Origin of the sequence: Paenibacillus sp. FSL R5-0914, from assembly GCF_038004525.1 — a bacterium.
Lineage (GTDB): Bacteria > Bacillota > Bacilli > Paenibacillales > Paenibacillaceae > Paenibacillus_AQ.
The window spans coordinates 15052-32167 of the sequence record NZ_JBBORH010000006.1 but is presented as its reverse complement, the minus strand read 5'-3'; the positions used below and the strand labels follow the sequence as shown (position 1 = coordinate 32167).

At 44.9% G+C, this 17116-nt stretch carries 9 protein-coding genes; 4 read left to right on the top strand and 5 right to left on the bottom strand.

Annotated features, from left to right (window positions below; translation table 11 throughout):
• Positions 1-89 precede the first annotated feature (89 nt).
• From MKX60_RS31130 to MKX60_RS31115, 4 genes are all read left to right on the top strand, one after another.
• Positions 90-959: a LysR family transcriptional regulator gene (locus tag MKX60_RS31130; protein WP_076286242.1), complete on the top strand. Its 870-nt coding sequence runs from the start codon at positions 90-92 to the stop codon at positions 957-959.
• Between the two features lie 210 nt (positions 960-1169).
• The gene (locus MKX60_RS31125; protein ID WP_341062050.1) at positions 1170-1556 is read left to right on the top strand and encodes a hypothetical protein; all 387 of its coding nucleotides are present in this window, start codon (positions 1170-1172) and stop codon (positions 1554-1556) included.
• Positions 1557-1878: 322 nt separating this feature from the next.
• The gene (locus MKX60_RS31120) at positions 1879-2457 is read left to right on the top strand and encodes an ROK family protein (protein WP_341062048.1); all 579 of its coding nucleotides are present in this window, start codon (positions 1879-1881) and stop codon (positions 2455-2457) included.
• Entirely contained in the window at positions 2454-2801 is a 348-nt protein-coding gene (locus tag MKX60_RS31115; RefSeq protein WP_341062047.1) for an ROK family protein, read from the top strand. Before MKX60_RS31120 ends, MKX60_RS31115 begins: the two co-directional genes overlap by 4 nt.
• A gap of 57 nt (positions 2802-2858) precedes the next feature.
• Here MKX60_RS31115 and MKX60_RS31110 read toward each other — a convergent pair whose 3' ends face one another.
• From MKX60_RS31110 to MKX60_RS31090, 5 genes are all read right to left on the bottom strand, one after another.
• Complete coding sequence (locus tag MKX60_RS31110) at positions 2859-6266, bottom strand: glycoside hydrolase family 2 protein (RefSeq protein ID WP_341062046.1); 3408 nt, start codon at positions 6264-6266, stop codon at positions 2859-2861.
• Between the two features lie 129 nt (positions 6267-6395).
• On the bottom strand, positions 6396-9548 hold the full coding sequence (locus MKX60_RS31105) for an alpha-mannosidase (RefSeq protein WP_341062045.1): 3153 nt from the start codon (positions 9546-9548) through the stop codon (positions 6396-6398).
• Between the two features lie 37 nt (positions 9549-9585).
• Positions 9586-11880 carry a glycoside hydrolase family 3 N-terminal domain-containing protein gene (locus MKX60_RS31100; RefSeq protein WP_341062043.1) on the bottom strand — a complete coding sequence of 765 codons (2295 nt, stop codon included), beginning with the start codon at positions 11878-11880 and terminating at the stop codon, positions 9586-9588.
• Between the two features lie 27 nt (positions 11881-11907).
• Positions 11908-14352 (bottom strand): glycoside hydrolase family 38 N-terminal domain-containing protein, encoded by a 2445-nt coding sequence (locus tag MKX60_RS31095; protein WP_341062042.1) that lies wholly within the window; start codon positions 14350-14352, stop codon positions 11908-11910.
• Positions 14353-14376: 24 nt separating this feature from the next.
• Positions 14377-17115, bottom strand: a complete 2739-nt coding sequence (locus MKX60_RS31090; RefSeq protein ID WP_341062041.1) for an alpha-mannosidase — start codon at positions 17113-17115, stop codon at positions 14377-14379.
• Position 17116: the final 1 nt, after the last annotated feature.

Below are 17116 nucleotides of genomic sequence, written 5' to 3'. Positions count from 1 at the left end.
ATTATGGCATATCTACTCACATATTAATAATATTTGATTCGTATCGCTCCCATACGATTAACATATCTCAAGTTCGGAGGATTCTTTTTATGGATATTAGACAGCTTAAATATTTTATGGCTATCGCTGAGGAAGGGCAGATTACTTCTGCAGCCAGAAAGCTGCAAATGGCTCAGCCTCCGCTCAGTCAGCAGCTTAAGCTGCTTGAGGAAGAACTAGGCGTCAAGCTTGTAGATCGAGGTCCGCGCAGTGTACAACTTACCGAAGCAGGAGCCATTTTGCGTGACCGGGCTCAACAAATTCTGGAGCTGGCTGATTCCACTGCCCGGGAGCTCAATGATTTTGTCAAAGGCTTAAAAGGAACTCTTGCCATTGGCACTGTCTCTTCCTCAGGAGCGACCCTGCTCCAAGATCGACTATGTGAGTTTCACAAAACGTATCAAGGCGTTAAATTTGAAATCCATGAAGGGAATACCTTCAGAATCATCGACCTTTTGAACAAGGGCATTGTAGAGATTGGCATTGTCCGGACACCCTTTAATGCTACAAATTTAGAATGTCTTTACACACAAGCTGAGCCTATGATTGCCGTAATGACTCCAGAGTATGACTGGAAAACAGATGAAAACTTCGTTGAGATCGGTGAGTTAAAAGATAAGCCGCTCATTATCTACCGCCGTTTTGAGCAGCTTATCCGGGAAACCTGTCTTGAGAATGGTTTTGATCCGCTAATTTTCTGTATGAATGATGATGCGCGAACAACACTGCTCTGGGCAAATGCTGGTCTCGGCATCGGAATTATCCCCAAATCCGCTTTCGAATTAACGAGTAATCGTAATTTGATTTATAAAGAAATCAGTAGTGAGTCGCTTCGCACGCGGGTCGCCGCCGTCTGGATCAAAGATAAATACTTATCATCACTAGCTTCCAAGTTTATTGAAAGCTTTAAGAATGGTTAAACAACAGGCATGTTACTATATATGTAGCGATCGCACCGAAGAACTCTATTATTCTATGAGTATCTTGCCATTCTCGGCGAACGCAACGTTCAATTATACGGAGATTACTTCCCGATTCGCTTCGACTACTTGGATACGATAGAGGGTGACAATTTATCTTGCCAAGTCCATCCTAAGCAATCGTATATTCGAAGTGAATTTAATGAATTTATGGAGCAGCAAGAATCCTATTACATTATGGAGAAGCAAGGAACATCCCATGTCTATTTGGGATTAACGGATACTTGCACCGAAGAAAATTTCTATCAAGCGGTGAAGGCAGCGCAGGAAACGGCTATTCCTATCCCATTAAAAGACTATGTAAACGAGTTTGAAGCTGAAAAAGGCGACCTATTCCTCATTCCAACAGGTACAATGCATGCATCAGGAAAAAATAATCTTGTCCTCGAGATTTCATCAACAACATGGTGGTTTACGTTTAAAATCTATGATTTCTTGCGCAAGGAATGGATGGTAAACCTCGTCCGATTAATATTGATCACGCCTTTCCGAATATTGATTTCTATAAGAAAACAGCGTGGGTGCAGGAGAATTTAATCGCTAAGCCCGTACTATTACAATCCCAAGGTCGCAACGAAATGGTGGAACTTGGTCAACGAGAGGATCTACTTTTCTATGTACACCGATTACATTTAACTGATAAATGGGAAGATCATACGGATCACCAAATGGTCATGTTCAATCTCGTAGAAGGTGAGAATTATATCCTGCGACAATGAATCCGTCTCAGTCGAATTCCGGTATGCGGAGTCCTATATCCTGCCTGCTGCATTCGGTGCCTATCTAGTTGAGAATTTAGGTAGCCAGCCTTGTACGCTCATAAAAACTGTGGTATCCAAATCTTGGGATGTGAGCTTCCTTGAAGACTAAATTCGTTATCGCACTCGACGTTGGCGGGACCTTTATCAAGTCCAGTCTCGTCATGAATGGCTGCTCCATTCAAGCTTCTCAATTCCAAGTCCCTTCGCTTGCAAGTGAGGATGCCAGCACTACGCTCCAGCAATTCATGACGATCATGCAATACCAATATATGTTTGGAACAACATTATCGAACGATTTATCTGCTGCAGTGTGGCATATCGGAATTGCATTTCCCGGGCCATTTGATTATGAGCAAGGAATCTCCTATATCCAAGGTTTATGCAAGTTTGAATCGCTTTACGGTATGAATCTCAAGAAGATTATTCGTAGCTTGTTGGAAGCAAATAATGATCAGCCATGGGCAGCAGCACTCGTTCATGCACCTATTCGTTTCGAGAATGATACTAAGCTTTTCGCGCTAGGGATCAGTACCTTATTTCCACAAGAACGTTTTATCTCTTTAACACTCGGCACAGGGCTGGGCTCTGCTTTCATTGATCAAGGAAAAATCCGAATTGAGGGTGAGGAGTTCCTGGTAATGGAGAGCTCTATGATAAGCCTTATCGCCATACAATGATCGATGAAGTGTTCTCCCGTCCTGGTATTCTACATGCCGCACAGGAACGTGGATTTTGGATAGAAGGCATGGATGTGAAGGAGCTCGCTGATCTGGCAAGACAGGGAAACCTCGCCTATCAACAAGTATTCGAAGAATTTGGTTCGTGTCTAGCTGAGATGCTTGATCCCTATATCGTGGGCTTTGGAGCACAGCGACTCGTGCTTGGCGGACAAATCGCGAAAAGTTTTGATGTATTTGGACCTGCGCTCGAACAGGGACTACTACCACATCATCTATCTATTTATACATCTGAGCATGTTATAGAGAATACGTTCAAAGGTATTGATCAATTATTCTCATAAAAGACAGAAGGTCGGCTACCCATTATTTGAGTAGCCGACCTTTCACACCTCCATACGCTATTTACCGTACTCTATAATCATTTGAGGATTATTAGTCATTCTGATCGTAGTCATTTGCGAATAACCTGATTCAATACGGATCGGTTCTCCGCAATAATTCCCCCAGCCTAACGCTGGGTAGTACCAGCCTTGATTGATAATAAGCTGTGCTTTGATTTTTGCAGGAATGGTATCATTCAGAATTTCGAATGCCTCGATGACAACTTCCGCTCCCTCGTAATCGACGGGGACTTCAATGGTAATCTTATGGTGAGCAAGTGGAAGTTCTCTGCAAGTAAATCGTTGTTGGTACAGTGGCATACCAATATCACTATGTGTACCAATGATGTGCTTGGGCTGATCATCTACGTGAACATGCATCGTTCCACCAGTTTTATGTTTCTTATACATGAACTGAACGCCTGTACCGTAAAATGAGAATTCAATGGTAGATCCCGGAGTATTCGAATGCCACACCGTACCTATGATAGCTTTTGAATCTTGTAGGTGCTGCCATTCACCCTTATAGGTTAATGAATCGGTATCCGCATAACTAACTAATGTAGGCGGTTGATACATATAAGCTATTCGAGCAGCCTCGTTTCCGTTGGATTCTACGCGTAGAGTGGCGTCCGTATCTGCTAGGCCAACAGCATAGAAGTGAATATACTCTCGCATCGTTTGGAAATCATTAGTAACTATTCCTTTAGTAGAATCGTCTTTACGTTCCAAATAATAGTTGCGCATATCGTCTTTCCATTCCCACGCAGGTTGCTCTCCGTAAACATCTGGTTGTTCATCACTAGCTTTACGAACCCGGTTGGCACGGCCGGTAAGTCTCCCTATATGATTCTCAGGATAAACACTGAATCGTCCTGATTTCTGCCATTCCACATAATCGATGTGCTCAGGCATATCGATTGCTACACCAAGTTCTTGTATCTCAAGCTCAAGTTCAACATTGTCCACCGTATAGCGAATTTCAAATTTACCACTTGCGAACAGCTTCTGAACAAATAAAACTTTTATGCCTAGTGTGTAATGACCAGTAGTTGTGACTACAATCTGCTGGTCATTCTCGCAAGTTTCTACATGAATGGAACCTGGAATCCAATGACCAAGCTCGACACCAGTCAAATTCAAATGCGGGCCACCTGTAAGTATGACTCGATTTTGGAAAGTTGCTTGAGAGAGCATCGCTGATTCTTTGCAATATGTGAAAGAAACCATGTTGTTACGAATGAGATATTGCTCATCCGTTTCTTCGACCTTTAATGCTTCATACTGGGCATCACAGAATATGAACTTTCTTGTTGCAATTGGGAGCAGATATTCATCTACGACTATCCCATCCGATGTTTGAAACTGTAAATGTATGCGCTCTCGATCGCTCCAATCTCGTGCTGGAAGTTCGAGTTGCCCACTTGAGTATGGCTTAATATCAGGTCCATAGAAAGACGGTTGAGCAATAATTTGCCCATCCACGTGAATGCTGTAGCAAATGTTCACTTCATTCAGGTTAGTGTGATTGAACCAGTTACTAATTGAGATGACGAGTGGGGCATATCCTGGATTCCCTACGGTGCCTTCCATAATCCGAATTGGGGAGTAGGCTTTCTTAGTCATCCAATATTCAGGCTTTTGTCTGCGCCAGACATCACTCATATTCCCCCATTCTCCGTAACCTGCGGCAGTACCAATTGAATGCTGTTGATGTCGTTCGGGGACACCTTCTGGCAGGAAGAATATATCATCAATATTAGCCCACAATGCACCACCAAGCGCACCATGCGTATTTACAATTTTATCCCACATCTTATATACACTCTCACCCCAGAAGTTGCGTACGTTATTGTCTCGTTCAAGTTCCTCGATGTTATAACAAGCGATATGTGCATATTCATCATGAATAACAGGGGAAGAATAGTTAATTACGATATCTTTCTCAGACACCCCATAAGTGACTAAGTGATAATCCATATCATTTGTATAATCAATATAATGTGCGCTGTAAATATCGGTTGTACTGCCATCCTCAACTAAGAACGGATAACTGAATTTAGTTGGCCGAGTCGTCTCCTCTTGTTGAACGTACTGCAGTTGTCTTCTGAATTTATCCCCTTCCTCATTAGCGCGCCAGCCACTCTCATTAGCTAATGACCATATTATGACGCTAGGATGAGAACGATCACGTTCTATCATTTCTGCTAATTGATTCATATACCATGGTTCGTCATCCCGCCATGGTCCAGGTCCATTTGCATACTGGAAGTTAACGGCTGTTTCTTCCTCTACATACATGCCAAGCTCATCGCACGCCGCAAGAAACTCCTCCGATGGTGGATAGTGGGAGGTTCGTACGTAGTTAACATTTTGCTCTCGTAGCAATATGACATCCTGTATATCCATTTCTGGTGTTGTTGTTCTACCGAGCTTTGGATGGATACTATGGCGGCATGTGCCTCTTAATTTAATTCGTTCTCCATTAATGTAGATTTCTTTCGGATCTGTCCCGTTCTTTCCTGCGAAGCAGATTTGTCGGAATCCAACCTGTACTTCAGCTTGCTCGATCAATTGATGCTCATCGTCAAATAACTTGGCATGTAGGGTGTATAGATAGGGCTGCTCAGCATTCCATTTCTTTGGGTGTTGAATGTTGAAGGATATATCGAGGTGTTGTTGCTCAGGCTCAAAAAAGATAGAGTGCTCTTCAAGTGTTACGAGGGATTGTTGTTGGTCTGTTAGCTCCAATTGAACATAAGCAGCATTAGCTTGATTCAGTTCGGCACCTAATGATACATGCAAAAACGCGTTATTGTAAGCGGTGTCAAATTCAATGTCATAATGAAATCTAGTAAGATGCGTCTTAGGTACTGCAATAAGCTCTATCGATCTTAGAATCCCACCAATATTATGATGAGCGTATTTGCTACCAATTGAAGGGTCCCATATGTCATCGATGAATTCAACGACGATAGTAGTAGCTTGCCCAGCGCGGATCTGATCCGTAATATCACAATCCCATGTCGTAAATCCACCCTGATGATCACGGTTATACAAACCGTTTATCCATACCTTAGCTTTGGAATATATACCATGGAACCTTAGGATTACATGCTTTCCATCATAATCTTCTGGAATCATAAAAGAAGTTGTGTAGTAGTATGGTGTGTCATTTTCGATATTATAGCCTTGCATAGCAACTTCACCAGGAACAATGATTTCATGCCAATCATAAGAATCGAGGTTTTGTGCCTCAATATGTTCAGTTGAGAGTGGATTCATACTGAAATACCATTGATTCTCAAGACATGTATTGAGACATATCACAGGATCTTTCGTGCCCGAAGTATAGGTAGGCTTCGTAATTATTGTAGGTCTTTTCCATGCTGTCGAATTGTTTAGTACTGATGTTGCCATGATCATGCTAATTCAACCTCCGAACATAGATTGATGGATGCCTAGCGTCAATATCATTCCAAAATGGACATAGGAAGAGAACGAACCGCAGTCGTCTTCCTATGTCTTTCAGATGCAGGATTCGTCCAATTTTGACTATACAGTCTTAATCTTGATCGTTTTTATTTCATAAGGTGTAAAGGTCAGTTGCCAGCTGTCCATTAACATGACTTCTTCTTCCAAGGCATTCGATACATACACCGCTTGATGTGGATACGGCCACTTCAGCTCGATCGTCTCACGACCTCCAGCGGATTCATACATACGAAGAATGATGCCATCGTCATCCTCAGCCCATTTGACCGTCTCCAAGACAACATGCTCACTTGTAAAAGGAAGCAATGAACAACATCGATCCCATACATTCGTGCTCTGTAGCTCTGTAGCATCTACGGTGGATGCTGCAATATAAGCAGGTGGATGATTCAGCTCTGCTGCTGCTCGAAGTGTGTGTCCTTGGCGCCAATCGCCGGCATGTGGATACAGTGCATAGGTGAACTCATGATATCCCTGATCTGCCGATATATCCGGCCATCTTGGCGCACGTAGCAAGGAAAGACGAATCGTACTTCCTTGGGTATCATAACCATACTTACAATCATTCAGCACACTGACACCATAGCTATGCTCAGACACATCAGCGAAGCGATGACCACATACTTCATATTGCGCTTGATCCCAGCTTGTATTGCGATGTGTATTCCGCTCTAAAGCACCGAACGGTATTTCATAAGTGGCTCGACTTGTTACAACATCGAGTGGGAAGCCCACCTTCAGCAGCTTATGAGCTTCCTGCCAATCCACCTTTGTTCTAAACTCAATGCGAGCATGATGATGATATAGAACCATCTCCTGCTCAATCGTGGATTGTCCTATACGCCAACGGAAGCCTATAACATCAGCAACAGCTCCTGAGCTGATTAGCTTCTTCTCTAACAGAAATGCCTCTCCAGCAGACTGTTGCTCATAGCGCGGATCAATGTCCCACGCATCCCATAGCGTCGGACGATCATGGAAGAAATGGAACTGATTCGCCCGCTCTCCCGCCTTCACGATTTCACGATTCGCTTGTTTATCGTATAAGCTTATGATTTCTCCTTGTTCATTGAAGCGTATATGATAGTAGGCTGTCTCCCACTCATCAAGCAGCTTTGGTAATACTTTCGGCGATTCTGGCACTACAGCTACTTCATTTTCACTTACTAGAATCGTATTGTAGCCCATTGCTGGAACATTCGGTACGCGAATTCGAAGGATCCTGGTCGTTCCATGGCTACTAACTTCATAATCCAATGATTCACCATCCGTAGTCACGATCGATAAGCGATGCCATTCAATATTCGTAACACCTTGATCGATAAGATCCTGGGTAGTCAGCTCTAATACACAATCACGGCTCCAGCCCATACTATTCAATACAAGGAACGGTGTTCCTTCCATCGTCCCTTCGATCTGAACATGAGATGCAATGGCTGCCATCCCGATCTCTAAGCTTGTCTTCCCGCGCTGGAATATTTCCTCATACTCTCTCATCGATGTCTCATACGTTTCTGTAATGGCAGAACCCGGAATAATGTCGTGGAACTGATTTAATAAAATCAACTTCCATCCCTCATGTAAATCATGCTGTAACGTCGTTGCTTGTTCTGAGCTCAGCGATGATCGCACCAACGTAGACCATAACTCTGCTTCACGATACAGAACCTCAGCCTTCCGATTATTACGTTTGTTACGCCCATGTGTCGTATACGTACCTCGATGTAATTCAAGATACAGGTCACCGTACCAGCTCGGTAAATTTGGATTTGCTTCGGAAATACCCGTGAAGAATGCCTCCGCGCTACTAAATTGAGATGAGGGCTGACCGATCATGAGATCCGAGCGATGAATATATTCGAGCATCTCACGCGTGACACCACCACCGCCATCCCCATGCCCATACAATAACATTTGTTCCGGATGCTTAGCTTTCTCTTTATAAGATTGCCAATGTTCATGAACATCCTTCGGCTGCGTATCCTCGTTCACCCCATGATTGCAAAACGATAGCATTGACGTTCCATCAATGCCTACCCAATAAAACAAGTCATACGGAAATGGGTTCGTATCATTCCAATTCAGCTTCGTCGTCATGAAGTAACGCATGCCACCATGCTTCAAAATTTGCGGTAATGATGCACAGTAGCCAAAGGTATCCGGTAACCATTCTATAAAGGATCGCTTTCCAAATTCCTGCTGATAAAATCGTTGACCGTAGAGCATTTGCCGCATCAATGATTCACCACTTGGTATATTGAGATCCGGCTCCACCCACATGCCACCGACAAGCTCCCAGCGGCCTTCACGAATTCGTTCTTTTACACGCTCATATAACACTGGATCATTCAACTTCAAATACTCGAAGAGCAACGGCTGACTCTGTGCATACCGATATTCAGGAAATTCATCCATTAAAGCATTTACAGTTGAGAACGTCCGACTCGTCTTACGCACTGTCTCACGACATGGCCACAGCCATGCAATATCAATATGAGATTGTCCTACCATATGGATGACACCTTCGGTATTGCCACCGATCTGTCTTATTTGTTCGACAAGGTGGTGTTCAATTGAAGCTGCGGCACCGCCTGCAATCTTCTCTTGTGATAGCAAAGTAAATGCATCCATAGCTGTATATAGAGCTTCCATCACGCGAGTACGACGAAAATCTGACGCTGGTAGCAATTCCGCAGCATTCATAATGACGCTCACAGAATACATCAACGACTGCACTGTTGTGTTCACATAGACTAGCGTGCTATGAATCTTGCGAATGGGTGCATGAATGGTTGCTTGCTGATTTAAGGGATCCACAGGCTCCGGTACAGCATCAAACAGTTCAATCTCCACTTCGATTTGTTTGCCAACCCGATCAGGTAATTTTACAAATGGGTGATTTCGATCCAACCCTTGAAAGGACTGTCCGTTAATACGAAGCAGCCCTTCCCCACCTGATCCAGAGGTAAAATATAACCCTACTGCATCCTCAGGCCATTCGTTCGGAATGGATAACGTCGTACGCAGCATATACGTTGTACCTTGTTTGCTTGGGAATAAATCAAAGGCTTCGCTTCCTACAAAAGCGCGTTCCTCCGAATATTTACCCGGTAAAATATATTCTGTTGATTGTACGTCCCAGTCTTTAATGGGGATCGATTCGAGCCACTGTCGTTCAGATAACTCTCGAATGAACCGTTGTATTCTAATCATTAATAATCCCCCTGATCGTTCGTCCGCTTCATCGCACTCATTGTACAACCTGTAAATCGATGGACAATGTTTGCTCTACATTCGAGCCCATATAAAGTTCAAATCGACCCGGCTCGACGATCCACGTTAAATCTGCTGAGACAAATTGCAGCTCCTGTGATGAAATAGTAAAGTGAACGGTACGCTTCTCCCCAGGCTCCAAATAAATTTTACAAAAGCCCTTCAGCTCCTTATCCGGGCGTGATATCGAACTAACACAGTCCTTGATGTACAATTGCACGACCTCGTGTCCAGCCATATCACCCGTATTCATCACATCCACTGAAACCGTACACGTACCATCAACAGAAATACTTGGTTGATTCAATTGTATATTGTCATAGTGAAAGCTCGTGTAGCTAAGCCCATACCCAAATACATACTGCGGATGGAAATCCGTCTCTAAATATCGATGCCCACGCGAACGCTTCTTATTATAGTACACAGGTAATTGTCCCAGATGCTTCGGAATGGATAGCGTTAATCTTCCTGATGGGTTGTAGTCACCAAACAGGATATCCGCAATCGCATGACCGCCCTCTTGCCCTGGGTACCATGCCTCCACAATCGCATCAGCATGCTCATCAATCCATGGCTCAACAATTGGGCGACCATTGATATACACAACAATCAGCTTCTTTCCTAAACTGTGAAGCTCCTGCAACAGCTCGAGCTGTACTCCACATAAATTCAGTTGGGCACGATCAAAGCCTTCTCCACAATCCATATCACTTAGCATAAACGTATCGGTAATGACCGCAGCCCCAGTCTTCAAATCAATCGTACCTTCTCCAAAATCACGTGCACTCGATCCGCCTACAACAGCAATAATTGTCTCTGCTGAAGCCGCAGCTGCGATCGCCGCTTCGAATCCTTCCCGAGATGGGTCCTTCACTCGACAGCCTGGTGCATACACAACCTCACTAAAGCCTGAACACTTCGCGCGAACGCCATCCAACACGGTAACAATCTGCTCCCGCTCCTGCGGTGACGTATAATCGCCTAACTGGTTATACATATTGTTCGCGTTCGGTCCAATCACGGCGATCTTGCCACGGGATGGAGATAACGGTAATGCCTGTTCCTTATTCTTCAGTAACACAATGCCTTCGCGTGCAGCTTGCCGAGCCAATTCTCGATGAGAGGATTGACCAATAACCTGCTCTGCCAACGCTGGATTCACATAAGGACGTTCGAATAATCCTAATTCAAATTTCAAGCGCAAGATTCGCTCCACCGCAAGATCTAGATCTGACACCGCGATCAATTGCTGATCAAGAGCAGATTGTAGATATTGGCCAAAGGTCTCACCGGACATCTCCATATCTACGCCCGCTTTCAATGCTAGGCTGGCCGCTTCCTCTTCCGTCTCACAGATTTGATGACCATGTCTGAGCTGGCTCATCGCTCCACAATCCGTGATGACGAAGCCGTCAAAGCCCCACTTGTCACGTAAAATATGCGTCAACAGCTCTTTACTAGACGTACAAGGTACCCCATCAATTTCGTTATAGGCCGTCATAATGGATTTGGCTCCTGCCGCAACCGCACGCTGAAAAGGAAGTAAATCCTTCTCCATCAGCTCACGCATGCCCATACGTACGGTATCCGCATTACGCCCACCATCTGGACTACCATAAGCTACAAAATGCTTCAAGGTTGCAAGAATGGTATGATCCGTATTTAACGAATCCCCTTGCAACCCTTTCACCGCAGCTATTGCCATTTCACTAATCAAATAAGGATCTTCACCAAAGCATTCCTCTGTCCGCCCCCATCGCGGATCACGTGTCACGTCCAATACAGGAGAATAGGTAGCTCCTCCCCCTTGTGCACGAGTCTCTACCGCTACAGCTTGACAAACCTGTCGGAACAACTCTGTATTCCAGCTACTTCCTATGGTCAGTGGTACAGGGAACACCGTGTTCCCTATGGCCATATGTCCATGGGAGCATTCCTCACCAAATAGAATTGGAATGCCCAGTCGCGTATGCTCCATTGCATATCGCTGAATAAGATTAGTAACCTCGGCCCCTTCACGCAGGGACAAGCCTGTTTCAAGTGTAACCTCTGTCCATGGATCTGCTCGAAGCACACCATATAGTGAACCGACTCCACCATTCGCAATTGCGTCTTTAAATGTATCCGTGAGCTGAACATCTCCGTCGCCTTTTACATATGTCTTCCAGCCAAAAGGCTGGAGAAGCTGTCCAAGCTTCTCCTCCAGCGTCATTTCGGCCAACAAATCTGCAACACGCTCAGCAATAGATAACGAAGGGTTTTTATATTTCATTCGATATATACCTCCAGTTTTGTTGAGCTAGTGTTGGCGCCAAGCTAGAATGCCAGCATTCATTCCACGGCATGCATCCATGGAAGCATCCGGTTTGCTGTAGTTCTCGCCCCAAGTGATGAAATATCTAAATTCATAGAAACCACCCAATGTCGCAGAGAAATTAGTTTCCCAATAGTTATTCATCACCCAAGCGTACAAATGAGCTGGATCCTGCTCTAGCTTCTCATCACCGTTAAGCAATCGATACCCATGTTCTAGCGAACCTAGCTGAATTAATGGAGTGTCTGGCATCGCGATCACAACGCCTTGCGATTCGGAAACATATACAGCTCCTTCTCCAACCGCTGTGTAATCTGCTAAGCTGCCTGGTAATTGATCCTTCCGCATCCGTGTCAACGCATCCATCTTATCCACCCATAAGTCATACTTATCCGTTGATAATGAGCCACCAAAAGGAAGTGAAACATATAAGTTTTCAGGCTTCCATACGCTCTCTTTATGCATACGTACGGCCACATCCACACGTGGACGATCCGCGTATACTGTTAAGAACAAGGAATAATGCTCACAGCCATCCACCTTATAGGTCAATTGAATAATGCCATACACCGGACCTTGCGTAATGAGCTCCGCACTAATTAACTCGCCCGTTGAAACGATCGCATCCGGTCCCTTCCGATTACGGCCCATCAGACGACGCACCTCGGTCATTTCTCCAACCTTCGTTGCAGGTGTAACATCATAGACTGGCGTAAAAGCTGCGTGCTGGCGATCAGCTCGAAGTAGCTCTTTTCCTGTCGTTTTATCGACCCACGAGGTGATCCCTTCGCCCTTTTTCCACGTGATGTGTACAAATGGAGTTTCTACATAGGAAGATGTCATGCGGAAATTCTTCACATCATGCGTAACATCCAGATCCATCACGCGATCGGATGCTAAATAATCGTTCATAAAAGCGGTTCCGATACTTGGTTTCACGGCGAAGATCTGAAGTACTCTCTCTTCACTTGGCTGCAATGTTACCGGAATCGTTACGATCACACCTCGAGATGCCAGACGAAGCTGTGCTGGAATGACCTCATTCGTCGTAATATCACGCACCTCAAAGCCATTCTTGATCTCATCGTGATACCATCCTTCGAGAATGAGATGCGCATAATCTTCTTGTACGAAATGATATGGATTATGAATTTTAAACTTCATAGGGCGCCCAGGAGCAAGTAATGCATCGCCCTTCGCCTCAAGAATGTCATACAACGCACGATGCGCAATCGTACTTGCATTGGCAGCAAAGGCTTCCTTCCGCAAGCCTAATTCCTGAACGAACGGATTCCAAGGCTCGGAAATGGATGAATGATAGCCCCATGTATGCTCAGCAAACATCGTTAACTGATATTCCATCTCCTTCATCGTCTCCGATGTAACGATTTCACAGTTCGGATCCAGCCTTCTAACCTTTTGATATACACGTTGTGCTTCACGGAATACTTGTACATGCTTCGGTGTTGAACCTACGCCATCCGTCCACCAGTCTGGCCAATCTCCACGATACACAGGAATATCTTCCGCATGCTGCTGTGCATGAGCACGAACTTCATCGAAGAAATCATCTAAAGTTGCCATCTGAATCTCAATATTTTCGCCGTGCTTCGCATTCCATTGACGAATGAAGGTCATCGTCTCCGCATTCGGTGGATTGTTATCCGTTGGTAGCCCTGAGAACATAGCCGGGAAGAAGTTAAAGGCATAGCCATCCTCTTGCAAACGCTCAATGTAGCGAAGTATACGCTGTTCAGCAATCTCGAATGTAGCGCCATGACTCATATCAAATTCATCTTTGATCGTATATTTCCCGCCCATACCAGGTACAAGCCCCAGATCATTACCGAATACATAATGCTCCCCACTCCAGGTCAGCAAGCGATCACCGGAAGGCATTTCCCACCAGAAAGGCTGCTGCTTCTTCCAGCAAGGAAACATTCCGTGATGGGTATGAATGCAGGTAGATAAATTATGAATACCGGCATCTAACAATGCCTGACCATACCCCCAGCTGAAGCCGTTAATGTCTGCAGTCATCGCTGATGTAATTGGAGCTTCAATGGAATATCCAAAATCTCGTACACGGGCAATCATCGATGTGAACAAATCTTTGCCGATTAATTCCGTCATATTCAAGTACGTACCGGACAAGCCGATATCACCACGCTTAACTCCGGCTACGAACTCTTCCTTTTCTTGCTCCGTTGCCCGACTCAGGAAGGTTTCGATAGGCCAAAACGTTTCACATACCCACTTAAACCCCTCCCATTCAGGTCGACGACCGGATTGAATTTCACGCAAAATGTGAAGCACCTGCCGGATAAAGTCTACATGATATTGTTGGATCTTCTCCTGACGCTCTGTGTAGCCGATATCGGTATGGGAATGATGAATTGCATAAATTTTCCAAGTTTTTGTGTTAGTCATCTTTTATTCTCCTCTACTTGGTGCTCATATCGATTTATTAAGAACAACAGTTACGATCTCGGCCGCCTTTACTTCAAGCTGGATGACAGCGTTTGAATCGGCCGTAAGCGCTTCCTCATGTGATTCGAGTATATTACTTTTATACGCCTGACTATAGTTCATACGAGGTTCGAAGGCTAAAGTCGTTGGTGAAGTGGTCATGTTGAACCAACGAATCGCAAGATCACCCGTTGCTTCAGCTACCTTCACGGAAGAGAGCTGCATGTCATTTCCACTCGCCTGCAACCATTGATGTTTCGGCTGAAGACTACCATTATGAATATCTGTCGATACAGTCATCCATGGTATTTGATATTGATAGGCAAGCGCATACGCTTCTTCAGCTACCGCAGAACCATGTGGAATAATCATGAGCTCCGCCTGAGCAGGACCTAGACATTGTGCTTCTGGTGTGTAGAAGACGCCCCAATCTCCAAGCTCACCTGTGCAGCGTAGCAATGTAACGGCAATCGTATTCCGTCCATCACGTAACACTTCGTATTCATTTAACCCTTTATTAGCGATGGTTAAGCCCGTCACGTCGTCCTTCACACTAACGAACGCTTGCTGATGTTGACTATTGTCTGGGTTCGTCCACTCACTCGAAGGTTCTGTGCTTCGTGTTGCGATCTCAAACATCGAATCCGCCTGATGCACATCGCTGACGAGATCCGTTGGGAACAGCATTCTGATGCGATGATCCTTCGCTTGATTATCGAAGGAGCTCTTCACTTGAAGTCCCTTACTATATTTCTCAAGCGTTACAGTCGTTGTTATATGGAGCTTCACGGTTTCGGTTGAACGTCCAGCCTGACGACTCGGGAACCACACGATGCCTTGCTGCTCTGCTGCGAGCAATTCATCCGCACTTACTGGAATGTCCCAATCATGAACGATTTGTACCGTACATGCGTATGGCTGATCGGATACGATAGAAATATCAGCTATAAGCGACTCTGTCGTCAATACGTTCGTATTCTTCGGCTGACAATACATGTATTCATTTCCGATATCGCCGCTATTCTCATAAATACCGAGACCGCAATATACTTTACCATTTGCCTTATCCGTTAATGTGATCGAGCCATTATCTTCAATCCGTGCAGCAATAAACTCATTCTCTAGCGTCCGTTCATGAAGTAGCGAGCTTTCCTTTATTTCAGAATGTGGTCTCTCTACTACATCCTTCATCCAGGCATAAACTTGATGACCATTTGCAGGAACTGCTTCGACATGAAGCTCTAATCGAACACGTCGTGAGAAATACGGCTGACGAAATTTATCATCAGGCAAGTCATAACCGAAGTGGAGCCCCAGATCGGTTAGCTGATATTCTAGCTGACGCCCACCATGATCAATCACGCGATGAGGATGAATCTCGTGCGATATCATCTGATTACGCATCTTCTCGATCGTTTCGCCTTCCCGGAAATAGATACGAGCAATATCCAGCTCCACCGTAACTACCCCACTGCGGTCATGGCCTGTCGTATTAAACACAATGAATGGACATGCGTGATCCCCGTATTCGGCGAAGCATGATGTATCCACATGATTTGCGATCGTCTCCATACTGTTCTGTACAATAGATTCTGTAACGTGACGGCTCTTGTCGAATCGCGTTACCATCTCACGATGTACCTCATCCACACTACAGCCACAAATACTATCATGCGGATGATTCTGCATGAGCGTCTTCCATGCATAAGTGAATAAGTGATGTGGATACGCATGTCCCAACTGATGAGCATAAGCAGATAACGGCTCAGCAACCTTCTCGAGCAATGTCTGACCCTGCTGGTTCATTTGCTTCAAATACACACGAGAGGAGGCCGTATTCACTAACGTTCCCCATCCATCTGTACGCTGACTTCGAAGCTCACCTTGGACGGTTGATAATTCACAATCAAGTGAACGATGCAGTGCATTCAGATAATCATTGAAATTGGAGTGAATAAACTCCGTGTCTGGATAGAGTTCACTAGCTGTCCGAATGGCTTCCGGCAAGTCCAGCTGAGCTGGCTGGTGATCACAGCCGTTCATATATAGTAGCTCGCTCGTCGATGCATATTTTTCCGCATCCGCTAGCTTCCGATCCCAATATGCCTTGGCTTCTACCGGATCTACTGGGACTTCATTTCCATTCGAGTACCAATTCGCAAATAGAATACCGAGTACCTTGGAGCCATCTGGGCCTTCCCAGATCAATTCGGAGTAAGACGATTCATAATCTCCATCCGATACCTCATTGTTGAAGCCCGTCGGCTTCACACCACGACCGAAGAAGGCGTTCTGAATACCTGACTGCTGCATCAGCTGAGGTGTCTGTCCACACAACCCGAAGGTATCAGGAAAGTATCCAATTTTGGATACTTCCCCATACTTCAGTGCATCTTGATGACCGATCTGCATATTTCTTACATTGGCTTCACTACTGGTGAGGAACGCATCCTGCAATATATACCATGGACCAATAAGGATTCGACCATTTTGAATATGACGCAACAGCCGCTCCTTCTGATCCGGTCTAACTTGAAGATAATCCTCGAGAATGATCGTCTGCCCATCCATGAAAAAGCTACGAAATTCTGACTCCTCGTCCAACCGATCTAGCAAACTATCTACCAATTGAACGAGACGAACATGATGCTTCTCATAGGGTAAATACCATTCACGATCCCAGTGCGAATGGGAAACGATATGTGCCGTTCTTTTCTTCGTCATG